The 21,393-nt window shown below is 77.6% G+C and carries 28 protein-coding genes; 20 read left to right on the top strand and 8 right to left on the bottom strand.

The window, feature by feature from the left end:
- The first annotated feature begins 195 nt into the window (after positions 1-195).
- The 3 genes from P9841_RS09740 to P9841_RS09730 all read left to right on the top strand — a co-directional run bounded on the left by P9841_RS09740 (position 196) and on the right by P9841_RS09730 (position 1,229).
- The gene (locus P9841_RS09740) at positions 196-504 is read left to right on the top strand and encodes a WhiB family transcriptional regulator (protein WP_283321815.1); all 309 of its coding nucleotides are present in this window, start codon (positions 196-198) and stop codon (positions 502-504) included.
- An 84-nt stretch (positions 505-588) separates the two neighbouring features.
- Entirely contained in the window at positions 589-750 is a 162-nt protein-coding gene (sp36, locus tag P9841_RS09735; protein WP_146837291.1) for a Sp36 family protein, read from the top strand.
- Positions 747-1,229: a RidA family protein gene (locus tag P9841_RS09730; RefSeq protein WP_283321814.1), complete on the top strand. Its 483-nt coding sequence runs from the start codon at positions 747-749 to the stop codon at positions 1,227-1,229. The genes sp36 and P9841_RS09730 overlap by 4 nt, the downstream gene beginning before the upstream one ends.
- A gap of 78 nt (positions 1,230-1,307) precedes the next feature.
- Here the strand turns inward: P9841_RS09730 and P9841_RS09725 are convergent, their stop codons facing one another.
- Both P9841_RS09725 and P9841_RS09720 read right to left on the bottom strand, forming a co-directional pair.
- Positions 1,308-1,985: a Crp/Fnr family transcriptional regulator gene (locus tag P9841_RS09725; RefSeq protein WP_283321813.1), complete on the bottom strand. Its 678-nt coding sequence runs from the start codon at positions 1,983-1,985 to the stop codon at positions 1,308-1,310.
- Positions 1,986-2,036: 51 nt separating this feature from the next.
- Positions 2,037-2,456, bottom strand: coding sequence for a hypothetical protein (locus P9841_RS09720; protein WP_283321812.1), 420 nt, complete (start codon positions 2,454-2,456; stop codon positions 2,037-2,039).
- A 154-nt stretch (positions 2,457-2,610) separates the two neighbouring features.
- On the opposite strand from P9841_RS09720, the gene nth reads away from it, so the two are divergent.
- A complete protein-coding gene (gene nth / locus P9841_RS09715) occupies positions 2,611-3,375 on the top strand; it encodes an endonuclease III (protein WP_283321811.1) in 765 nt (254 codons plus the stop codon).
- Between the two features lie 19 nt (positions 3,376-3,394).
- On the opposite strand, the gene P9841_RS09710 is transcribed toward nth, so the two are convergent.
- The 3 genes from P9841_RS09710 to P9841_RS09700 form a co-directional block, all read right to left on the bottom strand.
- Positions 3,395-4,318, bottom strand: a complete 924-nt coding sequence (locus P9841_RS09710) for an alpha/beta fold hydrolase (RefSeq protein WP_283321810.1) — start codon at positions 4,316-4,318, stop codon at positions 3,395-3,397.
- Positions 4,319-4,329: 11 nt separating this feature from the next.
- Positions 4,330-5,622 carry a Na+/H+ antiporter NhaA gene (nhaA, locus tag P9841_RS09705; RefSeq protein WP_283321809.1) on the bottom strand — a complete coding sequence of 431 codons (1,293 nt, stop codon included), beginning with the start codon at positions 5,620-5,622 and terminating at the stop codon, positions 4,330-4,332.
- 91 nt (positions 5,623-5,713) lie between these two features.
- A complete protein-coding gene (locus tag P9841_RS09700) occupies positions 5,714-6,445 on the bottom strand; it encodes a winged helix-turn-helix transcriptional regulator (RefSeq protein ID WP_283321808.1) in 732 nt (243 codons plus the stop codon).
- A gap of 206 nt (positions 6,446-6,651) precedes the next feature.
- On the opposite strand from P9841_RS09700, the gene P9841_RS09695 reads away from it, so the two are divergent.
- The 9 genes from P9841_RS09695 (at position 6,652) to dtd (ending at position 13,411) form a co-directional block, all read left to right on the top strand.
- On the top strand, positions 6,652-7,389 hold the full coding sequence (locus tag P9841_RS09695) for a hypothetical protein (protein WP_349306949.1): 738 nt from the start codon (positions 6,652-6,654) through the stop codon (positions 7,387-7,389).
- A 1-nt stretch (position 7,390) separates the two neighbouring features.
- Positions 7,391-7,837, top strand: coding sequence for a thioredoxin family protein (locus P9841_RS09690; protein WP_283321806.1), 447 nt, complete (start codon positions 7,391-7,393; stop codon positions 7,835-7,837).
- Positions 7,838-7,867: 30 nt separating this feature from the next.
- Complete coding sequence (locus P9841_RS09685) at positions 7,868-8,335, top strand: DUF4395 family protein (protein WP_283321805.1); 468 nt, start codon at positions 7,868-7,870, stop codon at positions 8,333-8,335.
- A gap of 166 nt (positions 8,336-8,501) precedes the next feature.
- Positions 8,502-9,080: a heme-binding beta-barrel domain-containing protein gene (locus P9841_RS09680; protein WP_283321804.1), complete on the top strand. Its 579-nt coding sequence runs from the start codon at positions 8,502-8,504 to the stop codon at positions 9,078-9,080.
- A gap of 1 nt (position 9,081) precedes the next feature.
- Complete coding sequence (ygfZ, locus tag P9841_RS09675; RefSeq protein ID WP_502848833.1) at positions 9,082-10,308, top strand: CAF17-like 4Fe-4S cluster assembly/insertion protein YgfZ; 1,227 nt, start codon at positions 9,082-9,084, stop codon at positions 10,306-10,308.
- 79 nt (positions 10,309-10,387) lie between these two features.
- Entirely contained in the window at positions 10,388-11,425 is a 1,038-nt protein-coding gene (locus P9841_RS09670; RefSeq protein WP_283321803.1) for an FUSC family protein, read from the top strand.
- 38 nt (positions 11,426-11,463) lie between these two features.
- A complete protein-coding gene (locus tag P9841_RS09665; RefSeq protein ID WP_343301757.1) occupies positions 11,464-11,802 on the top strand; it encodes a DUF2516 family protein in 339 nt (112 codons plus the stop codon).
- A 44-nt stretch (positions 11,803-11,846) separates the two neighbouring features.
- Positions 11,847-12,971 (top strand): asparaginase, encoded by a 1,125-nt coding sequence (locus tag P9841_RS09660; protein ID WP_502848885.1) that lies wholly within the window; start codon positions 11,847-11,849, stop codon positions 12,969-12,971.
- On the top strand, positions 12,968-13,411 hold the full coding sequence (gene dtd, locus P9841_RS09655; protein ID WP_283321802.1) for a D-aminoacyl-tRNA deacylase: 444 nt from the start codon (positions 12,968-12,970) through the stop codon (positions 13,409-13,411). The genes P9841_RS09660 and dtd overlap by 4 nt, the downstream gene beginning before the upstream one ends.
- A 21-nt stretch (positions 13,412-13,432) precedes the next feature.
- Here dtd and P9841_RS09650 read toward each other — a convergent pair whose 3' ends face one another.
- The gene (locus P9841_RS09650; RefSeq protein ID WP_283321801.1) at positions 13,433-13,909 is read right to left on the bottom strand and encodes a GNAT family N-acetyltransferase; all 477 of its coding nucleotides are present in this window, start codon (positions 13,907-13,909) and stop codon (positions 13,433-13,435) included.
- Between the two features lie 77 nt (positions 13,910-13,986).
- Positions 13,987-14,169 carry a hypothetical protein gene (locus P9841_RS09645; RefSeq protein WP_283321800.1) on the bottom strand — a complete coding sequence of 61 codons (183 nt, stop codon included), beginning with the start codon at positions 14,167-14,169 and terminating at the stop codon, positions 13,987-13,989.
- Between the two features lie 65 nt (positions 14,170-14,234).
- Between P9841_RS09645 and P9841_RS09640 the strand changes: the two genes are divergently transcribed.
- Positions 14,235-14,759 (top strand): O-acetyl-ADP-ribose deacetylase, encoded by a 525-nt coding sequence (locus P9841_RS09640; protein WP_283321799.1) that lies wholly within the window; start codon positions 14,235-14,237, stop codon positions 14,757-14,759.
- Between the two features lie 63 nt (positions 14,760-14,822).
- Here P9841_RS09640 and P9841_RS09635 read toward each other — a convergent pair whose 3' ends face one another.
- Positions 14,823-15,965, bottom strand: a complete 1,143-nt coding sequence (locus P9841_RS09635; RefSeq protein WP_283321798.1) for a pyridoxal phosphate-dependent aminotransferase — start codon at positions 15,963-15,965, stop codon at positions 14,823-14,825.
- A 74-nt stretch (positions 15,966-16,039) separates the two neighbouring features.
- On the opposite strand from P9841_RS09635, the gene P9841_RS09630 reads away from it, so the two are divergent.
- The 6 genes from P9841_RS09630 to P9841_RS09605 all read left to right on the top strand — a co-directional run bounded on the left by P9841_RS09630 (position 16,040) and on the right by P9841_RS09605 (position 21,345).
- Complete coding sequence (locus P9841_RS09630) at positions 16,040-17,065, top strand: SHOCT domain-containing protein (RefSeq protein WP_283321797.1); 1,026 nt, start codon at positions 16,040-16,042, stop codon at positions 17,063-17,065.
- Between the two features lie 64 nt (positions 17,066-17,129).
- Positions 17,130-17,486 carry a TraR/DksA family transcriptional regulator gene (locus tag P9841_RS09625; RefSeq protein ID WP_283321796.1) on the top strand — a complete coding sequence of 119 codons (357 nt, stop codon included), beginning with the start codon at positions 17,130-17,132 and terminating at the stop codon, positions 17,484-17,486.
- A gap of 280 nt (positions 17,487-17,766) precedes the next feature.
- On the top strand, positions 17,767-18,612 hold the full coding sequence (locus tag P9841_RS09620; protein ID WP_283321795.1) for an SDR family NAD(P)-dependent oxidoreductase: 846 nt from the start codon (positions 17,767-17,769) through the stop codon (positions 18,610-18,612).
- Between the two features lie 10 nt (positions 18,613-18,622).
- Positions 18,623-19,297 (top strand): TetR/AcrR family transcriptional regulator, encoded by a 675-nt coding sequence (locus P9841_RS09615; protein ID WP_283321794.1) that lies wholly within the window; start codon positions 18,623-18,625, stop codon positions 19,295-19,297.
- A complete protein-coding gene (locus tag P9841_RS09610) occupies positions 19,287-20,060 on the top strand; it encodes a hypothetical protein (RefSeq protein ID WP_283321793.1) in 774 nt (257 codons plus the stop codon). Before P9841_RS09615 ends, P9841_RS09610 begins: the two co-directional genes overlap by 11 nt.
- A gap of 7 nt (positions 20,061-20,067) precedes the next feature.
- Entirely contained in the window at positions 20,068-21,345 is a 1,278-nt protein-coding gene (locus tag P9841_RS09605; protein WP_283321792.1) for an aminotransferase class III-fold pyridoxal phosphate-dependent enzyme, read from the top strand.
- The last annotated feature ends 48 nt before the right edge of the window (positions 21,346-21,393 follow it).

Raw genomic sequence — 21,393 nt, 5'->3', positions numbered from 1 at the left:
GGGACCTGCACGGTACCTGCACACGGCCCGCCGCGTGCGGGAACGCGACTGGTTCCACCGAACGGTGGATGCCCCGGGGCGACACGACCGGGTACGGTCGCCGTGCAGGGGGGACTGCCGCAGCGTCCGTCGTCGCACCTCGGTGCGGGCGGACGCCCCGGCGCGTCCCGGTGTCTCAGGGACGAGGGAGTGCCGATGTCGATCGCGGGGCCGGACGGCCACTGGACGGCGCGGGCGGCGTGCGGGTCGGGCAAGGTGCCCCCGGACGAGCTGTTCGTCGAGGGTGCGGCGCAGCGCGACGCGCGCTCCGTGTGCACGGCCTGCGTCGTGCGCCTGGAGTGCCTGGCCGACGCGCTCGACTCGCGGGCGGACTTCGGGGTGTGGGGCGGCATGACCGAGCGCGAGCGCCGGGCGCTGCGCCGCCGGCGCCCGGAGGTGGAGTGCTGGCGCGACGAGCTCGTCGGCGAGGCCGACGTGAGCCGGGCGCAGGCGCTGGCCACCTGACGGCCCCGGCCGTCCGGCGCCCGCCGGCCCGCCGTCCCCCGGGACGCCGGCCGACCCACCGGGCTCCCGGGCTAGGGTGGCGTCATGGCCACCACCACGTGGGAGTACGCGACCGTCCCGCTCATCGTGCACGCGACCAAGGCGATCCTCGACCAGTGGGGTCAGGACGGCTGGGAGCTCGTCCAGGTCCTCCAGTCCGAGACCGGTCTGGTCGCCTACCTCAAGCGCCCGACGGGCGAGAAGTGAGCGGGCGGGTCCTCGAGCGCCTCGCGGCGCTCGGCATCGAGCTGCCCGAGGTCGCCGCGCCCGTCGCCGCCTACGTCCCGGCCGTCCGCACCGGCGCCCACGTCCACACGTCCGGCCAGCTGCCGTTCGTCGGCGGCGCGCTGCCCGTCGCGGGCAAGGTCGGCACGGGACCCGGGCAGGTGTCGCCGGAGACCGCGCAGGAGCTCGCGCGGACGGCGGCGCTCAACGCGGTCGCCGCGGTCGCCTCGGTCGTGGGCGACCTCGACCGGGTCGTCCGGGTCGTCAAGGTCGTGGGCTTCGTCGCGAGCGACCCCGCGTTCACCGGCCAGCCCGGCGTGATCAACGGCGCGAGCACCCTGCTGCAGGAGGTGTTCGGCGACGCCGGCGTGCACGCGCGCTCCGCCGTGGGCGTCGCGGTGCTGCCGCTCGACTCGCCCGTCGAGGTCGAGATCGTCGTCGAGCTCGCCCCGGAGGACTGACCCCGCGCCGGTCGCGGGACCACGACGGCCCGGTCACCCCGCGAGGGGCGACCGGGCCGTCGGCGTCCGGGGGCGGTCTCAGCGCGCGCGACGCTCCAGCCGCTCGAGGTCCAGCAGCACGATCGCGCGGCCCTCGCGCCGCACCCAGCCGCGCGCGGCGAAGTCCGCCAGCGCCTTGTTGACCGTCTCGCGGCTGGCGCCGACGAGCTGCGCGAGCTCCTCCTGCGTCAGGTCGTGCGCGACGCGCACCCCCTCGTCGGTCTGCTGGCCGAACCGGTGCGACAGGTCCAGCAGCGCCTTCGCGACGCGGCCCGGGACGTCCGAGAACACGAGGTCGGCGAGCGCGTCGTTCGTGCGCCGCAGCCGGCGCCCCAGGGCGCCGAGCAGGTGCTTGGCGACGGTCGGGTTCTGCTCGAGCCACGGCATGAGGGCGCCGTGGTCGAGCTCCAGCACCACGGCGTCCGCGAGGCCGGTGGCGGTGGCGGTGCGCGGGCCGGGGTCGAACAGCGACAGCTCGCCGAACATCTCGCCGGGGCCCAGCACGGCGAGCAGGTTCTCCCGCCCGTCCGAGGAGCGGCGGCCGAGCTTGATCTTGCCGGAGCGGATCACGTACAGCCGGTCACCCGGCTCGCCCTCGTGGAACAGCACCTCTCCGCGCGCGACGTGCACCGGCGCCATCGACGCGAGCAGCGTCCGGGACGCCTCGGGGTCCATGTTCGCGAACAGGGGCGCCGTGAGCACGACGTCGTCCTCCACGGGAGGAACCTCACCTTCTGACCGGGATGTGACGACCCTCAGTCTGCCTCATCAGGCGCGTGCGGCCCCGTCGAGCGCGCGGGTGCCGCCGTCCGTGACGTCGCGGGCGAGGTGCTCGATGTACCGGTCGGTCAGCTCGCGCAGGGCGTCGGCGAGCCGGTGCTCGTACCGCGCGAGCCGGCCCTCGAGCTCGCGGAGCCGCGGCAGCTCCTGCACCTCGGCGATCGGGAGCGCCCCGCGCACCGCCGCCGCGAGCTCGGCCGCGGGCGGGACGTCGCCGGCGGGACCGAGCAGGTCGCGCACGTCGGGGTCCGCCCCGGGGGCCTGCGGTGGCGCGGCCGCGGCGACGGCCAGCTCCAGGCGGTCCCGGACGAGGCGGCGCCACCGCACCACGTGCTGGTGCTCCAGGCGCAGAGCGCCCCGCTGCCGCCGCAGCTCGACGAGCTCCGCGGCCGTCCCCGCCAGGGTCATGCGCTCCGCCGTCCTCCTCGGGACCGCGGGTCGCGGGCCGTCTCCCAGTCGTTCGACGTGCACCGGCGCGGACTTGAGCGGTCGGGGGTGTGAACCGTGCCTCGGTCACCCGGGGGAAGCAGCCCGTTCCCCCGGGGGGACCTACGCTGGCCCGATGACGTCGCCCGCGCCGTCCGCCGACCGGCCCCCGCTCGCCCTGGTCCGGCGCGCCCGCCGGGTGAACCGGGCGCTCGCGGTCCGCTGGCCGGACGCGCGCTGCGAGCTCGACTTCCGGACGCCGCTGGAGCTGCTCGTGGCCACGGTGCTGTCCGCGCAGACGACGGACGTCCGGGTCAACCAGGTCACCCCCGCGCTGTTCGCGCGCTACCCCGACGCCGCGGCGTACGCGGGCGCCGACCCGGCGGAGCTCGAGGAGCTGATCCGCCCGACCGGGTTCTTCCGGGCGAAGGCCCGCTCGCTGCAGGGGCTCGGGCGCGCCCTCGTCGAGCGGTTCGACGGCGAGGTGCCGCCGCGCCTGGCGGACCTCGTGACGCTGCCCGGCGTCGGGCGCAAGACCGCGAACGTGGTGCTGGGCGACGCGTTCGGGATCCCCGGCATCACGGTCGACACGCACGTCGGGCGCCTCGCGCGGCGGCTGGGCTGGACCACCGAGGACGACCCGGTGAAGGTCGAGCAGGACATCGCGGCCCTGATCCCGCGCGCCGAGTGGACGCTGCTGAGCCACCGGCTGATCTTCCACGGCCGGCGGACCTGCCACGCGCGCCGACCGGACTGCGCGACGTGCCCGCTGACGCGCGACTGCCCCTCGGCGCTGGTCCGCGCCGCGGTGCCGCCGGTCCCGGTCCCGGCCGCGCCCGTCCCGCCCGCGCCCGTCCCGCCGGCGCCCGTCCCGCCCGCGCCCGGGAGCGCCTCGGCCTGACGCCCGCGCCCGGCGCGGGTCAGCGCAGGTCGCGCAGCCAGTCCCGCAGGACCGCGGTGACCCGGTCGGGCTCCTCCTCGGGCAGGTAGTGCCCCGCCCCGGAGAGCATCTCGAACCGGTACTGCGAGCCCAGCGCCCGCCCGACGGGGCCGTCGGCCATGGCGCGGGCCACGGGGTAGCACCCGTCGGACCCGCCGTGCACCTGGAGGGTCGGCACCGGGGCGGCGGCCCGCAGGGCCTGGGCGTGGCGGCGGCCGTCGGCGCGCGCGCCGGACCGGTAGAGCCAGCGCACCTGCTCCAGGGCGGAGTGGGCCGCGAACGGCACCTGCGCGGCGCGGCGGTACACCGCGAGCGCTGCGGGGTCCGGCCAGCGTGGCCCGCCCCACTCGCGCAGCAGGCGCGCCACCAGGTCGCCCCGCGTCATCGAGCGCTCCGGCAGGTAGGGGAGCTGGATCGCCGCCATCCGGCGCGCGGCCCGGGCGCGCAGGCCGGAGCGCGGGTCCGCCCGGCGCAGCAGCGGGTGCGGGGAGGACACGGCGACGACGCCCCGGGTGAGGTCCGGGTGGTACGCGGGCATGGCCCAGGCGACGTCGCCGCCCCCCACGCCGTGCCCGACGACGACGGCCCGGTCGCACCCGAGCGACCGCACGACGCCCGCGACGTCCCGCGTCAGGGTGGGGACGTCGTAGCCGATCGGCGGCTTGTCCGAGCCCCCGGTGCCCCGCAGGTCCATCGCGACGACGCGGTACCCGTCCTCGGCGAGCGCCGGGAGCTGGTGGCGCCACGCCCACCACAGCTCCGGCAGGCCGTGCAGCAGCACGACGAGGGGCACGTCACGGTCGTCCGGTCCCGCGACGGCGACGTGGAACCGCGCGCCGTTCGCGGGGACGAAGTGGTGCCGCCACGGGCCCTCGAGCAGCAGGGCGGAGGAGTCGACGGTCATCGGAGCCGAACCTACCGCGTCGGGGCGGTCTCCCGGGCCTGCCGGTGGTGCCGGTCCCGCCACGCGAGCGCGCTGCCGCCGAGCACCGCCGCCGTCGCGGACGCGACCAGGATGGCGACCTTGAGGTGCTCGTCGTGCGGGCTGCCGGCGCCGAACGCGAGCTCGCCGATGAGCAGGGACACCGTGAACCCGATGCCGGCCAGCAGGCCGACGGCGCCGATGTCGCGCCAGTGCAGCTCCGGGGCGAGCTCCGCCCGCGTGAAGCGCGCCACGAGCCAGGTCGCGGCCACGATGCCGACGGGCTTGCCGACGACCAGCCCGAGCGCGACGCCCTGGGCCACCGGGTCGCCCAGCGCGGCGCCGAGTGCGCCGTCCGCCAGCGGCACTCCCGCCGCGAACAGCGCGAAGACCGGCACGGCGAAGCCGGCGGACACCGGCCGCCACCGGTGCTCGAGCCGCTCCGCGACGCTCTCGCGCTCGCCGGTCCGGGCCAGGGCCGGCGCCGTGAGGCCGAGCGCGACGCCGGCGATCGTCGCGTGCACGCCCGAGGCGTGCATGAGCGCCCACGCGGCGACCGCGAGCACCAGCAGCGCCACCGTGACCAGGACGCCCGTCGCCCCGCGGCGGCGCACCCGCACGAGCACCGCGAAGGCCGCGACGGCGAGCAGCGAGGCCCCGAGCCACACCAGGTGCAGCGCGTCGGTGTAGACCACCGCGATGATGACGATGCCGAGCAGGTCGTCGACCACCGCGAGCGTCAGCAGGAACGCCCGCAGCGAGGAGGGCAGGCTGCGCCCCACGACGGACAGCACCGCGACCGCGAACGCGATGTCCGTGGCGGTGGGCACCGCCCACCCGCGCAGCGTGTCGCCCCCGGCCCCCGCGTTCACGGCCACGTAGAGCAGCGCGGGCGCCGCCATGCCGCCCACGGCCGCCACGACCGGGACCACGGCGGTCCGCAGCCGGCGCAGCTCGCCGTCCACGATCTCGCGCTTGAGCTCGACGCCGACGACGAAGAAGAAGACCGCCAGCAGGCCGTCGGTGGCCCACCCGGAGAGCGAGAGGTCGAGGTGCAGCGCGGACGGCCCCACGACGGTCCCCGAGACGGTGGCGTACGCCGCGGACCACGGCGAGTTCGCCCACACCAGGGCCACGACCGCGCCGGCCAGCAGCAGCAGGCCGCCGGTGCGCTCCGCGCGCAGCGTGTCGAGCAGGTTGCGCTCGCCGCCCGGCGTCAGCGCGGAGAAGAGCCGGGGGCGCTCGGCGCGCGGGGACCGGGGCGAGCTGGCGGGCGGGTGCGGCACGGGTGCTCCTGGGGTCGGCGAACGGGCGCCGACCAGACTTCCCGGCACACCCCGCCGCGGATCGTACGCGCCCGGGTCGGCGCGCGCCGCGTCAGACCTCCGCGGACACCTCGGCGGGCGAGGCCGGCCCGGGGTCGCCGGTGCGGCGGTCCTTCGGCGGGTCGAACCGGTAGCCGACGTTGCGGACGGTGCCGATCAGCTGCTCGTGCTCGGGGCCGAGCTTCGCGCGCAGGCGCCGCACGTGCACGTCGACCGTGCGCGTGCCGCCGTAGTAGTCGTAGCCCCAGACCTCCTGCAGCAGCTGCGCGCGGGTGAACACGCGCCCCGGGTGCTGCACGAGGTACTTGAGGAGCTCGAACTCCTTGTACGTGAGGTCCAGCGGGCGTCCGCGCAGGCGGGCGGTGTAGCCGCCGGCGTCGATCATCAGCTCGCCGGACGAGATCTCCTGCGGCTGGTCGTCGTAGGACGAGGACGCCGCGCGCTCGATCACGAGCCGGAACCGGGTCTCGACCTCGGCGGGCGTGGCGTTCTCCAGCACGATGTCGTCCGCGCCCCACTCGGCGGTGACGACCGTCAGGCCGCCCTCCGTCAGCACGAGCACGAGTGGGACGGTGAGCCCGGTCGCGCGCAGCAGGCGGCACGTGGTGCGGGCGGTCACGAGGTCCCGGCGCGCGTCGAGCACGACGATGTCCGCGTCGGGGGCGTCGACCAGCGCCGAGGGCTCGACCGGCAGGACGCGTACCCGGTGCGACAGCAGACCGAGGGCCGGCAGCACCTGGGACGAACCGCCGGACGCGGGTGTGAGCAGCAGCAGATCGGCCACGTTCCCCTCCTCCGGCGTCCGAATTGGGGGACACGGTACCGCGTGCGTGTCACGTCACCGTGTCCTGGTCCGTCACATTCCGTCCCGTGGGCGAACGCCGGGCGGTGTCCGGGACCCCCGGGCGGACCCGTCCTGCGGGTCCCGCGATGCCGGGTCGGGCGCCGGTGTCTGCGAGGATGGCCGGCGTGCAGGCGTCGAATCGTGCCGTGACCACGGCGGTCCTGGCGACGCTCGTCGCCGTCGCCGGCGTCCTCGGGGACGTCTCCCTCGCCGGGCGGGACGGAGTCGTCCTGGCCGGCCTCGTCGTCGTCCTCGTGCTGGCGCTGGCCGCCGGGCTGCCGTACCTCGCCGGGCTGCCCGCGCGGGTCGGGAGCTCCGTCGTCATCGGCCTCGCGGGCGTCGGGGCGGTGGTCGCCGTGCACCTCACGCGGACCGAGCCGCTGCTCGGCGACCTGCCGGCCGTGTTCGCCGGCGCGGTGCTCGCCGCGTTCGTCGCCGAGCTCGCGCGCCGCGACGGGCGCGAGCGGCTGGTGGAGTCGGTCGCCGGGACCGTGACGGGCGCCCTCGTCGCCGTGTGCGCCGCGGGCTGGCTCGCCGCCGAGCGCACCGCCGCGGGCGACGCGGTGGTCGTGACCGGCGCCGTCGCGCTCGCCGTGGGCTCGGCGCTCACCGCGCTCCCGCTGCGCGGGTGGACCGGCGCCGGGGTCTCGCTCGGCGGGGCGGTCGCCGGGGCGCTGGTCGCCGGCGCCGCGCTGCCCGCCGTCGGCCTGCTGCCGGGCGCGCTGGTCGGCGTGGCCGTCGGGGTGCTGGTGTCCGCCGCCGACGCGCTGCTCGACCGGCTGCCCGCCCTGGAACATCGTCTCGCGGGCTGGGCGGCCGCTGTCCTCCCGGTCGCCGTCACCGGCATCCTCGTCTACGTCGTCGGACGCGTGCTGGTGGGGTGACATGGAGCTGCGGGTGCTGCTGGTGCTGGCCGTGCTCGTGCTCACCGCGACCGCCGGCCTCGTCTGGCGCTCGCGCAACGGGCGGTTCGTGGCCGCCCGCGCCGTCCCCGACGCGACCGCCGCCGACCCGGTGCTGACCGCGGCCGACCTGGGCGCGCCGCTCGGGACCGCGGCCACGTTCCTGCAGCTGTCCTCCGAGGCGTGCGCGCCGTGCCGCAGCACCGCCGCGGTGCTGCGGGCGCTCGCCGCCGAGCGGAGCGGCGTGGCCCACGTGGAGGTGCGCGCCGAGGAGCGGCTCGACCTCGTGCGCCGGTTCTCCGTGCTGCGGACGCCGACCGTGCTGGTGCTCGACGGCTCCGGTGCGGTCCGGGGGCGGATGTCCGGCGCGACGACGCGGGCGCAGGCGGTCGACGCCCTCGACCGCTGTCCGGCGACCGCCGACGTCTGAGCCCCGCCCGTCCCCCTGAGAGGACCTCCCGTGCCCGCACCGCTCTCCGCCGGCAGCGCGACCGCCGCCCCGCAGGGGATCGACCCCCGCGGCCCGCGCGTCGGCGCCGCCGTCACCGCCGTCCTGCTCGTCGTCGTCCTGCTGCTGCCCGGTGCCGCGGCCACGACCGCGCTCGCGGTCGTGGCCGCGCTGTTCGCCGTGGGCACGGTCCGGGGCGCCCAGGGCTCGCTCCAGGGCGTGCTGTTCCGGCGTCTCGTGCGCCCCCGGCTCGCCCCGCCCACCGAGCTGGAGGACCCGCGCCCGCCCCGGTTCGCGCAGGGCGTGGGGCTGGTCATCACCGGTGCCGGCGTCGCGCTGGCGCTGCTCGGGGTCGCCGCGGCGGTGCCGGTCGCGGCGGCGCTGGCCCTCGCGGCCGCGGTGCTGAACGCGGCCTTCGGCCTGTGCCTCGGGTGCGAGCTGTACCTGCTGGGCGTCCGGCTGCGCGCCGCGCGGGCCTGAGCCGCCGGGAAGGCGCGCGGCGGTTCCGTCGTTAGGATCGGTGCATGCAGGCACTCGAGATCGTGTTCATCGGTCTGCTCGTCGCTGCGACGATCGCGATCGGCTGGTTCGCCGGCTTCGTCGTCTACCGGCTGTTCAAGGGACAGCGCTGACCGGAAGGGCTCCCATGGCGTTCACCCTCCCCGAGGGCCTCGCGCCCGAGATGTACCCGCTGGCCTGGCTGGTCGGCCGGTGGCACGGCGAGGGGGTCGTCGGGTACCCGGGCATCGAGGAGACGGCGTTCACGCAGGACCTCGTGGTCGACCACGACGGCGGGCCGTACCTGTCGTACACGTCGACGATCCGGCTCGTCGTGGCGCCGGACGACGCCTCGGCGCTCGAGGGGGACCCCGCCGCGGCCGCCGGCCCCGACGAGCCCGGGCCGGTCTGGCAGACCGAGCAGGGGTACTGGCGCATCCCGCCGGAGCGGCCGGAGGGCCTCGGCTCGGAGCTGTTCCCGGTCGAGCTGCTGCTCGCCGACCCGTCCGGGCACGTCGCCGTGTTCGTCGGGGCGACGGGCAACGGCCGCATCGACCTGGTCAGCGACGTCATCGCGCGCACCGCGACCGGCGCCGAGGTGACCGCGGGCAAGCGGCTGTACGGCCTGGTGCAGGGCGAGCTGATGTGGGCGCACGACCTGGCCGCGTTCGGGCACGACCTGCAGTCGTACGCGTCGGCGCGGCTCAGCCGCGTGCAGGTCGGCTGACGTGGCCGCCGACGGCGTCGCCGCGGGGCCTGCCGCGCCGACCGGACCGGCCGGACCGGCCGGACCGAGCACCGAGCCGCAGGCGGCCCCGCGCCACCGCAGCCCGCTGCTCGACCGGCACGGGGCGGTCGCCGCGTCGGGCCCGGACGCCGGCGTCGCGTGGCACTACGGCGACCCGACCGCCGAGCAGCGCGCCCTGACGCGCGGCGGCGCGGTGGTCGACCAGTCCCACCTGGGCGTCGTGCGTGTGACCGGCCCGGACCGGCTGTCGTGGCTGCACTCGATCACCTCCCAGCAGCTCGAGGGGCTGGCGCCGCGCACCTCGACGGAGACGCTGGTGCTCAGCCCGCAGGGGCACGTCGAGCACGCGGCGGCGGTCGTCGACGACGGCGAGGCCACCTGGCTGATCTCCGAGACGGCCCCCGGCCTGGCGGCGTGGCTCGACCGGATGCGGTTCATGCTGCGCGTCGAGGTCCAGGACGTCACCGACGAGTGGGCCGCGATCGGCGAGCCGCTGGCCGCCGAGGGCGGTCCCGACGAGCCGGTCACGTGGGCGGACCCGTGGCCGCGGACGCTGCCCGGCGGGACGCGCTACGGCCTGCCGGACGACCGGCACCCCGGCGCCGACCGCGCGTGGCGGCTGGTGCTGGTGCCCCGCGCCGGGCTGGTCGACGCCGTGCGCGCCCGGGAGGCCGCGGGCTGGCCGCTCGCCGGCACGTGGGCGAGCGAGGCGGTGCGCGTCGAGGCGTGGCGGCCGCGCGCGGGCCGCGAGGTGGACCACCGCACCATCCCGCACGAGCTGGACTGGCTGCGCACCGCGGTGCACCTGCACAAGGGCTGCTACCGAGGCCAGGAGACCGTCGCCCGGGTGCACAACCTCGGACGCCCGCCCCGCCGGCTGGTCATGCTGCACCTCGACGGGTCCGGGCACCTGCTGCCCGAGGCCGGTGCGGTGGTGCGCGACCTCGGCGACCTGCTGACGTCGGGCGAACCCGGCCGGGAGATCGGGCGCGTCACCACCGTGGCACGCCACCACGAGCTGGGTCCCGTGGCGCTCGCGGTCGTGAAGCGCTCCGCGCCGGTCGACGCCGACGTCGTCGTCGAGTGCGACGGCGGGCTGGTCACGGCGGGACAGGAGGTCGTGGTCCCCGGGGAGGGCGTCACCGCGGACCGCCCCGAGCCGCACGGGCCGCTCACGCGCGGCCTGGGCGGCCACCCGATGCTGTGACCGCCCGGTGAGCGGGGGCAGGGGGCCGTCCTCGGTCCGCGTGCAGGTCGCCGCGCGCGCCCGGCAGGGGTGGTCGCGCGTGCGCAGCGCCTTCGCCCCCGTCCTGCAGGCGGTGGTCGCGGCCGGCGTCGCCTACGCGATCGGCTACCACGTGCTGGGGCACAGCGCGCCGTTCTTCGCGCCGGTGAGCGCGTGGATCGCGCTCGGGTTCACCGCGGACCGTGACCTGCGCCGGGTGGCGGAGCTCGCGGTCGGCGTCGCGCTCGGGGTGGCCCTGGGCGACCTGGTGGTGCACGGCATCGGCACGGGGCCGTGGCAGGTGGCGCTGGTGCTCGGCGTCGCGGCGCTGGTCGCCCGGTTCCTCGACCGCGGGCCGATGCTGACCACGCAGGCCGGCGTCCAGGCGATCGTCATCGTGGGCCTGCCGGCGGTGGGCGCGTCGGGCGGTCCCGTCGGCCGGTGGACCGACGCCCTGGTCGGCGGCGCGGTCGCCCTCGCCGTCGCCGCGCTGACCCCGAGCGACCCCCGCCGGCGCCCCCGCGCGCAGGGCCGGGCGGCGGTCGAGGAGCTGGCGGCCATGCTCCGCGTGCTCGCCCGGGGGATGCGCGACCGCTCGCCGGCCGACGTCGAGGACGCCCTCATCCGCGGTCGCGCCAGCCAGCCCGCGCTCGACGAATGGCAGGACGCGGCGACGGCGGCCCGGGACCTCGCGCGGGTGTCCCCGGCGGGGCGGCGGCACCGGGCCGAGCTCGTGTGGGTGGGCCGGTCCGCCGTGCGGGTGGACCGGGCCGTGCGCAACGCCCGCGTGCTGGCGCGCCGCACGCTCGCGACCGTCGAGGCCGAGCCGCCGCACGACCTGGCCGCCGTGGCGGACGCCGTCGACCGCGTCGCGCTGGCCGCGGACGCGCTCGCCGCCGCGCTCGGCACCGGGTCCGAGCCGCTGCGCACGCGCGAGGAGCTGCTGCGCCTGGCGGCCGGGCTCGACCCGTTCACGCTCACGCCCGGCGACTGGCAGGCCCAGAGCCTCGTGCTGCTGCTGCGGTCGCTCGTCGTGGACCTGCTGGAGGCCGCCGGGGTGGACGCCCGCACCGCCCGGGAGACGCTGCCGGAGATCTGACCTCGTCGTCGTCCGGCTCCGCCCCGTAGGCTCGGCGCGTGATCTTCGCCTCCGCGCAGGTTCTGCTGCTGCTCGCGTTCAGCCTCGTCATCCTCGTGCTGGCGGTCTGGGCGCTCGTCGACGCCCTGCGCCGGCCGGCGTCGGCGTTCGCCGCGGCGGGCAAGCAGACCAAGCAGATCTGGTCCATCATCCTGGGCGTCGCCACGGTCGTGGCGTTCATCGCCGTGCCGCCGCCGCTCGGCATCGGCGCGTTCCCGCTGTTCCTGGCCCTGCTGAGCGCGGTCGCGGCGATCGTCTACCTCGTCGACGTGCGCCCGGCGGTCGGCCCGCACTCCGGCCGGCGCGGGGGCGGCGGTCCGTCGCGCGGCGGGTGGTGAGCGTGCCGGGGGCCCGCCCCGGGGGGCCGCAGCTCGCGGCCCGGCTGCACGAGGTCGGAGCCGCCGCGTCCGTCACGGCGGCGCACGCGGCGGCGACCGGTGACGTCGGCACGGCGGCCGTGCCGCTGGCGCGCGTGGTCCGCGGCGACGTCGTCGAGTCGGTGCACACCGGGCACCTCGTGGTGCTGGGTCCCGGCGGCGACGTCCGGCTGGCGCTCGGCGACCCCGACGTCACGGTGCTCGCGCGCTCGTCGCTCAAGCCGCTGCAGGCGGTCGGCATGCTGCGCGCCGGCCTCGACCTGGACGGCCCGCACCTGGCGCTCGCGTGCGCGAGCCACGACGGCACCCCGGAGCACCTGCGGGTGGTGCGGGAGACGCTGCTCGGCGCGGGGCTGGACGAGTCCGCCCTGGACAACACGCCCGACGTGCCGCTGGACCCCGACGCCGCGTTCGCCTGGCGCCGGGACGGCCACGGGCCCGAGCCCGTCGCGCAGAACTGCTCCGGCAAGCACGCCGCGATGCTCGCGACCTGCGTGGCGCACGCCGGCGAGCCCGGGTGGGAGCCGGAGCGCTACCGCGAGGCCGACCACCCGGTGCAGGTGGCGTGCCGCGCGGCGGTCGAGGAGCTGACGGGCGTCCAGGCGTGGCACGTGACGGTCGACGGCTGCGGGGCCGCGCTGTTCTCGACGACGCTCACCGGGCTGGCGCGGGCGTTCGCGCGGATCGCGACCGCCCCGGCGGCCGAGCCCGGGTCGCCGCTCGCGCGCGTCGCGACCGCGATGGCCGGGCACCCCGGGCTGGTCGGGGGCGAGCGGCGCGACGTGACGCGCGCGATGCGCGCCGTCCCCGGACTGGTCGCGAAGGACGGCGCCGACGGGGTCTACGCCGCGGCGCTGCCGGACGGCGGGGCGCTCGCGTTCAAGGTCGCCGACGGCAGCGCCCGCCCGCGACCGGCCGTGCTCGCGGCCGCGCTGCGGGTCGCCGGAGCCGAGGCCGTGCCCGGGGTGGACCTCGAGGCGCTCGCCGCGCTGGGCGACGTGCCGGTGCTCGGCCACGGGGAGCCGGTCGGGGCGGTGGTGCCGGCCTTCGGGGCCGCGCCGGCGCCGGCCGTGCCCGCGGTGCCCGCCGACCTCGCCGACCCCGCCGAGTCCGCGGAGGGGACCGCGTGAGGGCGGTCGTCCAGCGGGCGACCCGCGCGTCGGTGACGGTCGCCGGGCAGGTCGTCGGGGCGTTCGACGGTCCCGGCCTCGTGGTGCTGCTCGGCGTCACCCCCGGGGACGGCCCCGCGCAGGTCGCGCACGTCGCGCGCAAGATCGCCGAGCTGCGGATCCTGCGCGACGAGCGCTCCGCCGCGGAGGTCGGGGCCCCGGTGCTCGTGGTCAGCCAGTTCACGCTCTACGGCGACACCCGCAAGGGCCGCCGCCCCACGTGGAACGCCGCGGCGCCCGGTCCGGTCGCCGAGCCGCTCGTGGACGCCGTCGTCGCGGACCTGCGGGCGCGGGGGCTGACGGTCGCGACCGGGGTGTTCGGCGCCGACATGGCGGTCGAGCTCGTGAACGACGGACCCGTGACGCTGCTGGTGGAGTCCGCCCCGGACGCGGTGGGCTGAGCGCGGGCCCCGACGGGCGCCTCAGGCCAGGTGGAGCACCAGGCGCTCCTCCGATCGGCCCGGCGCCTGCGCGTGCCGCTCGCCCGTCCGGACGAAGCCCGCGCGCACCACGAGGTCACCGGCGGCGTGGTTGCCGTCGACGACCCACAGCGACACCGTCGCCGCGCCCTCCGCCCGGGCCGCCTCCCGGACCGCGTCGAGCAGCGCCCAGCCCAGACCCCGCCGCCGGACCTCGGGCGCCACCCACAGCTGCACCACGTGCCGGTCGGACGTCGGCGAGCCGGGCTCCTGGATCATGCCCACGAGTCCGCGCGGCGTGCCGTCGTCGTCGACCACCCACGTCGCCGCACCGCGCAGGCGCATGCGCCAGTGGGTCTCGGCGAACATCTCCTCGCGCGCCAGCGACGACCCGAACACGCCCGGGTCCTCGCGCAGGGCGCGCAGGCGGACGTCGCGGACGACCTCCCAGTCGTCCTCGTCCACCCGCCGCAGCTGCACCCCGCCAGCATGCCGCACGGCCGTGGGGGCGTCACGGCGGGCGCACCGGACGGCCGGGGGCGTGCCCGCGGCCGGCGTCAGGGGCGGACGGGATCCGCGTCGTCGCGCCCCGGGACCGGCCCGCCGTGGCCCGCCGGGTCGGGGACCGCGCGCGCGACGTCGGCGACCTCCTCCTCCGGGCGGGGCGGAACCGTCTCGTCGACCTCGAGCTCCGGGACGTCGTCCCGGCCGTCGTGGACCGGGTGGCTGGACTCCGTCATCGTGACCTCCTCGCTGTGCCGCTCACGGTAGGCGCACCCGCGGCGGTCCGCGCGACGATGGGGCCATGCGCATCGAGGCCGCGGCCGGGGACATCACCACCCAGGACGTCGACGTCGTCGTCAACGCGGCGAACTCGTCGCTGCTGGGCGGCGGGGGCGTCGACGGGGCGCTGCACGCCGCCGCCGGGCCGGAGCTGCTCGCCGCCTGCCGGGAGCTGCGGCGCACGACGCTGCCGGACGGCCTGCCGACGGGCGACGCCGTCGCGACCGGCGCGGGGCGGCTGCCGGCGCGCTGGGTGGTGCACACCGTCGGGCCGGACGCCCGCGCGGGGCAGCGGGACCCGGCGCTGCTCCGGTCGTGCTTCACGCGGTCGCTCGACGTCGCCGCCGGGCTGGGCGCGCGCTCGGTGGCGTTCCCGGCGGTGAGCGCCGGCGTGTACGGCTGGCCGGCGGACGCGGTGGCGCGGGAGGCGACCCGCGCGGTGCGGGAGTGGGCAGCCGGGCACGACGGCGCGGTCGACCTCGTGCGGTTCGTGCTGTTCTCGCCCGCGGTGCTGGCGGCGTTCGAGGACGCGCTCGCGGAGGCCTGAGCGGGGGTGGCGGGCGGCGCGGAGCGCGGGCGCCCCGGGCGCGTCCGGGCCGGGTGCCGCGCGTCAGCCGCGGGCGGGCAGCCGGGACAGCCCGCGGCGCAGGTCGTCCGCCCCGGCCGTGAGCGAGATCCGCACCCAGCCCTCGCCCGCGGCGCCGAACGCCGAGCCGGGCGCGACCGCGACGCCCTCGCGCCGCACCAGGTCCTCCGTCCACGCCGCGACGTCGCCGCCGGTGGCGTGGGAGACGTCCGCCCACAGGTACAGCCCGCCGGTCGCGTCCAGCCACGGGATGCCCCGCCCGTCCAGCACGGCGGTCGCCAGGGCGCGGTGCTCCCGGTACGTGCGCCGGGCGTGGTCGACGGCGTCCTGCGGCCCGGTCAGCGCCGCGAGCGCCGCGTACTGCGCGGGGGTGTTCACGCAGGACACCACCGCCTCCTGCACGTGCGGCAGCAGCGGCGCCAGCAGGTCGGGGACCACGAGCGCGCCGACCCGGAACCCGGTCATCGCGTGCGTCTTCGAGAACGTGTGGACGGTCAGCACCCTCCCGTCGGTGTCGAACCGCGCGGCCGGCACGTGCGGGGCGTCCCCGGGGAACGCGGCGTAGCACTCGTCGGACAGCACCCACAGGTCGTGCCGCCGGGCCACGTCCACGAGCTCGGCCAGCAGACCCGCCGGCAGGGTGGTGCCCAGGGGGTTGGACGGCGAGTTGAGCAGCAGCACCCGGGTCCGGTCGGTGACGGCGGCCTCGACGGCCGCCGGGTCCGGCAGGAACCCGTCCTCGGCGCGCAGCACGTACGGCTGCGGCTCGGCCTGGAGCAGCCGGGTCGCCATCGTGAACGGCGGGTAGCCCGGGTCCGGCACCAGGACGCCGTCGCCGGCGCCGACCGTCAGGCTCAGCCCCAGGTGCAGCGCCTGGGCGCCGCCGGCGGTGACCCACACGCTGTCCCGCCGCACCGGGGGAGCGTGCTGGGGGTCCAGCCACGCGGCGAGCGCGTCGCGCAGCGCCGGGACGCCGCCGTTCGGCGTGTACCGGGTGTCGTCGCGGTCCAGGGCGTCGCGCGCGGCGGCGAGCACGTGCGGTGCGGTCGGCAGGTCCGGCTCGCCGACGCAGAGCACGATCGCGTCCGGCACCGTCCACGCGAGCTCCAGGACGCGGCGGATCCCGGAGGCGGGGACGGTGCGGACGTGCGGGGCGGCGACGGGCATGACCGCAGGCTAGGACGCGCGTGTGTCCGGCCGGTGACGCCGCGGGGCCGGACGCCGGCGGGCAGGATGGTCGCGTGAGCAGCCCCGTCACCGCACCGCCCGCCGCGTCCGCACCACCCGCCCCGGGCCGCGGCGCGCTCGTCCTGCTGCTGATCGCCCTGGGTGCCGGTGCGCTGACGTGGTGGCTGCTGTGGCTCGGCGCCCACGACGCGACGCTCGTGCGGTGGGAGTGCGCCGCCGCGCAGTGCGCCACCGACGACCTCGCCGGGGCGGCGTTCCCGCTGGCGGTCTTCGCGGCCGGCGTCCTCGTGACCACCCTCGCGCCGCTGGCACGCCGGGCGACCCCCGGCCTGGTCGTCGCCCTCGCAGCCGGCGCCCTGGTCACCGGCTGGTCGGGCGCCGTCCGCGACGGCCTGTCCCCGCTGGAGCGTGTGCGCGTCCCCCTGGTCGTGGCCGGCGCCCTGCTGGTCGCGGGCCTCGTGGCGGCCGTGCTCGGCGGGGTGCGCAGCGCGCGCACCTCCGGGGTGGGCCCGCGGCTGCTCGGCCTGACCGGCACGTGGGCGCGGGTGCGTGACTACGAGACCGTGGACCGGACACGGTGCCGGGCGACGGTGCACTACGCGGACGCCCGGGGGACGCGGTACGCGGTCCGCACGGAGGTGCCGCGGGAGGCGTTCCGGCACGCGCCGCGGGCGTACTACGACCCGCTGCGGCCCGGCGACCCGTCGCGTCTCCGGGTGGCCGTGCCCCCGCAGCCGCTCGGAGCGGCCGGGCGCCGCGCCCGGGACGAGGCGGTGCGCGCGCTGCTGCCCCTGCCCGACGACGACCTGCCGGGCGGGGCGCCGGCGACGGCGTCGACGCGGCGGGGCGCGCGGCCGGGTGCGCCGGGCACGTCTGGGTCGTCCGCTGCGGGCACCGGCTCGGTGTCCGGGGCTGGGATGTCGGGCACGTCCGGGTCGTCCGACGCGTCCCCGGGAGACGCCGCGGCGCTCGTCCACGAGCTCGAGCGCCTGCACGCGCTCCACGCGTCCGGCGCCCTCACCGACGGGGAGTACGCCGCCGGGAAGGCGCGCGTGCTGGGGGACCGCGGCGGGGCGTGAGGCCCTCACCGGCGGTGCCGTCCGCCCCTGTGGCGGGACGCCGTGGGCGGCGGATACTGGCTGGATGGCGGAGACGCTCGACCGGGACGAGGTCGCGGCGGTGCTGCGGGAGCGCCGGCGCGAGGCGGTCGCGCGCCTGGCGGGGACGGGCGCCGAGCGGGACGCCGTCGTGGCGGCGGCCCGCGAGTCCGTCACCGACGACGAGCACGACCCGGAGGGCTCGACCATCGCGTACGAGCGCCGGATGATCGACGCGCTGACGCACGACATGCGGGAGCGGATCGCCGACGTGGACGCCGCGCTCGACCGGCTGGAGCGCGGGACGTACGGCACGTGCGAGCGGTGCGGGCAGCCGATCCCGGTCGAGCGGCTGCGCGCCCTCCCGACCGCGCGCACCTGCGTTCCCTGCGCCTCCCGCTGACCTGACTCACCCCACCTCGCCCCCGGCCGCGCCCCGACCCCCGCCCCGACCCGCCCTGCGCTCACCCACCCGCGCGCACCCGCATGGGTGGTCGAGATACCAGGACACGCCGAGCCGGGGGCCCGACTCCCGCGCGTGTCCTGGCATCTCGCTGGTGCGCGGGCCTCCTGGAGGGTGCGGGGCCGGTGTTGTCGGCGGGCGCGCCGGCGGCGTGTTACCAGGGCGTAAAGCCTGGTCGGGAGGGCTTCCGCACGGTCGGGAGCGGGTGCGACAGTCGGCTGTGGGTCGATCGACCCACTTCGCCCCGCCGGTCCGCCGGCACCTCGCCCGGGAGCCCGTCATCGCCACCGCACCCCGCCCCGTCGCCGTCGTCACCGGCGCGTCCTCCGGTATCGGTGAGGAGTTCGCCCGCCGGTTCGCCGCCCGCGGTCACGACGTGGTGCTGGTCGCCCGCCGCGCGGACAGGCTGACCGCGCTCGCGGACCGGCTCGCCGCGGAGCACGGGGCCGCGGCCACGGTGCTGCCGGTCGACCTCGCGGACCCGGGCGGTCCCGCGGAGCTGGTGGCGGGGATGCGCGAGCGCGGCCTGCGCGCCGACGCGCTCGTCAACAGCGCCGGGTTCGGCACCTACGGGCCGTTCGCCGGGGAGGACCCCGCGCGGATCGCCGCGGAGGTCCAGGTCAACGTCGCCGCGCTCACCGTGCTGTCCCGGCTGCTGCTGCCGGACCTCGTCGCGGCGCCGGCCGGCGTCCTCGTGAACGTCGCCAGCACCGCCGCCTACCAGCCCGGTCCGTCCTTCGCGGTGTACGCCGCGACCAAGGCGTACGTGCGGTCGCTGACGGAGGCGATCTGGCAGGAGCACCGCGGCACGCCGCTGCGGGTGCTGTCGCTGGCGCCCGGGCCGACGGAGACCGAGTTCTTCGAGGTCGCCGGCTCCGACCGGTTCCGCATCGGCCAGGTGCTGACCGTCCCGCAGGTGGTCGACGTCGCGTTCCGGGCGCTCGACCGCCGGGACCCGCCGCCGTCCGTCGTCGCCGGCCGTCGCAACGCCGTCACCGCCGCGCTGGCGGGGGCGCTGCCGCGGCGGCTGGTGCTGCGGGTCGCGGGCCGGCTGACGGGGGCGTGACGTGGCGCGGATGGCCGTGGGGGACCGCCGGCGGGCGCTCGTCGACGCCACCGTGCGCGTGATCGCCCGCGACGGCGTGGCGGGCGCCACCACGCGGGCGGTCGTCGCGGAGGCGGGGATGTCCCTGGCGAGCCTGCACTACGCCTTCCCCTCCCGGGACCACCTCCTGGAGGCGGTGGTCGCGGACGTCACCGCCCAGGAGCGCCGCACCGCGGAGGCCGGCCTGCTGCCGCTCGACGACGACGACGCGGCAGGCACCGGCGCGGGCACGCTGGAGGAGGTCGTCCGCGACGGCCTCGAGCGCTACGTCGGGCTGCTCGTGGCCGACCCGGACCGCGAGCGCGCGCTCCTGGAGCTGGCGCTGTACGCGATGCGCGCCCCCGGGCAGCGCGCCGCCCTGGTCGCGCAGTACGACGTCTACCGGACCGCCGCCCGGGCCAGCCTCACGGCCGCCGCGCGCGCCACCGGCAGCCGGTGGACCGTGCCGCTCGACGACGCCGCGCGGGCGCTCGTGATGGTGACGGACGGCATCACGACCGCGTGGCTCGCCGACCACGACACCCCCGCCGCGCTGCGGAGCGCGGCGTTCGCCGCCCGGTCGCTGGCGGCGCTGGCCGAGCCCGTCGCCGGCCGCGCCGACCCCGACAGCCCCGACCCCGACCTGGAGGACGCCCGTGCTCACTGAGACCGATCCCCGCGCCGCCGCGTTCGTGAACCTGCACGCGGTCCTGGGCGCGCTGCCCGAGCTGGTCCGCCGGGTGCCCGCCGCGCGCGAGCTGCTGACCGTCGACCCGCGCCCCGTCTCGGTCGTGTTCGCCGTCCGGGGCGGGCCGCGCGCCGCGCTGGCGTTCCGCGACGGCGCCGTCCAGGTGGTGCCGGACCGCACCGTCGGCACGATCCTGCTGCCGTTCGCGTCCCCCGAGGCGTTCAACCGGGTGGTCGCCGGCGAGGCGCAGCCCGTCCCGGTCACCGGCCTGCACCGCATCGGGTTCCTGCTGCGGGTGTTCACCCCGCTGACGGAGCTGCTGGGCCGCTACCTGCGCCCCGCGCCCGAGGACCTCGCGGACCCGGCGTTCCGGGAGACGAGCACCGCCCTCACGCTGCACGTGGCCGTCGCCGCCGCGGCCCAGCTCGCCAACGAGGACCGCGCGGGCCGGTTCAGCGCGCACCACACGGTGGACGGCGACGTGGCCCTCGAGGTCACGGGGTCGCTCGCCTACACCCTGCGGGTCCGCGACCACCGCATGACGTTCGTGCCCGAGCCGTCGCCCCGGCCGCGGGCCGCCCTCACGTTCGCCGACCTCGACACCGCGGGAGCGCTGCTCGCGGGGAAGGTCAGCGCGCTGGCGTGCCTCGGCGACGGGCGGATGGCCATGCGCGGGCACGTCGCGATGGTCGACAACGTCAACCGCATCCTCGACCGCGTCGGTCAGTACCTCGGAGAGTGAGCCCGCGATGACCACCACCACCCCGACCGTCCCGTACACCCACGCCCGCAGCCGCGAGCTGTTCGAGCGGGCCCTGAAGGTCGTGCCGTCCGGCGTCTACGGCCACCAGGGCCCCGCGGAGGGCTGCGCGATCCCGGTGTCCGCCTACCCGCTGTTCTCGCAGCGCGCGGAGGGCACCCGGTTCTGGGACGTCGACGGCAACGAGTACATCGACTACATGTGCGGCTACGGCCCGAACGTGCTCGGCTACGGCGACCCGGACGTCACCGCCGCGGCTGCCGCGCAGCAGCGCCTCGAGGACGTCGTCACCGTCCCGTCGACGGTGATGATCGACTTCGCGGAGCTGCTGGTCGACACGGTGGCCAGCGCGGACTGGGCGTTCTTCGCGAAGAACGGCGGCGACGTCACGACGCTCGCCGTCATGACCGCCCGCGCGGCCACCCGGCGCAAGAAGATCGTGTTCTTCGAGGGCTTCTACCACGGGGTCGCGCCCTGGACGCAGAAGCTCGACTACCCCGGGGTGCTGGAGGAGGACGTCGCGCACAACCTCTATGCGCCGTGGGACGACCTGCCGGCGCTCGAGCGGCTGTTCTCGGAGCACCGCGGGCAGATCGCCGGGCTGATCGCCCAGCCGTACCTGCACGGCAACTTCGCGGACAACCGGCTGCCGTCGCCCGGCTACTGGCAGGCGGTGCGGCGGCTGTGCGACGAGCACGGCGTGGTGCTGATCGTCGACGACGTGCGGGCCGGGTTCCGCCTCGACCTGGCCGGGTCGGACCACCACTTCGGGTTCCGGGCGGACCTCATATGCTTCTGCAAGGCGCTCGCCAACGGGTACAACGTGTCGGCGCTGTGCGGGACGGACGCGCTCAAGGACGTCGTCAGCTCGCTCACCTACACCGGGTCCTACTGGATGAGCGCCGTCCCGTTCGCCGCGGGCATCGCGACGATCACCAAGCTGCGCGAGCTCGACGCGCCGGCGCTGTTCGACCGGCTCGGCACGGAGCTGACGACCGGCCTCGTGTCCGCCGCCGCCGACCACGGGCTCACGCTGGTGGCCTCGGGCGCGCCGTCGCTGTTCTACCTGCGGCTGGCCGAGGACGACTCGCTGATGCTGCACCAGGAGTGGGTCGCCGAGTGCGTGCGGCGCGGGGTGTACCTGACGTCGCACCACAACCACTTCATCAACGCGGCGCTGACCTCCGCGGACATCGCGCGCACGGTCGAGGTCGCGCACGAGGCGTTCGGGGTGCTGCGGGACCGGCACCCCGGGCTCGGCGGGTAGGCGGGGGTCCCGGGGCGCCGACGGCGACCCGGGCACGCAGGACGGCAC

Source organism: Cellulomonas sp. ES6, from assembly GCF_030053835.1.
Classification (GTDB): domain Bacteria; phylum Actinomycetota; class Actinomycetes; order Actinomycetales; family Cellulomonadaceae; genus Cellulomonas.
The sequence above is the reverse complement of the archived record's forward strand: the minus strand, read 5'-3'. Positions and strand labels throughout refer to the sequence as shown.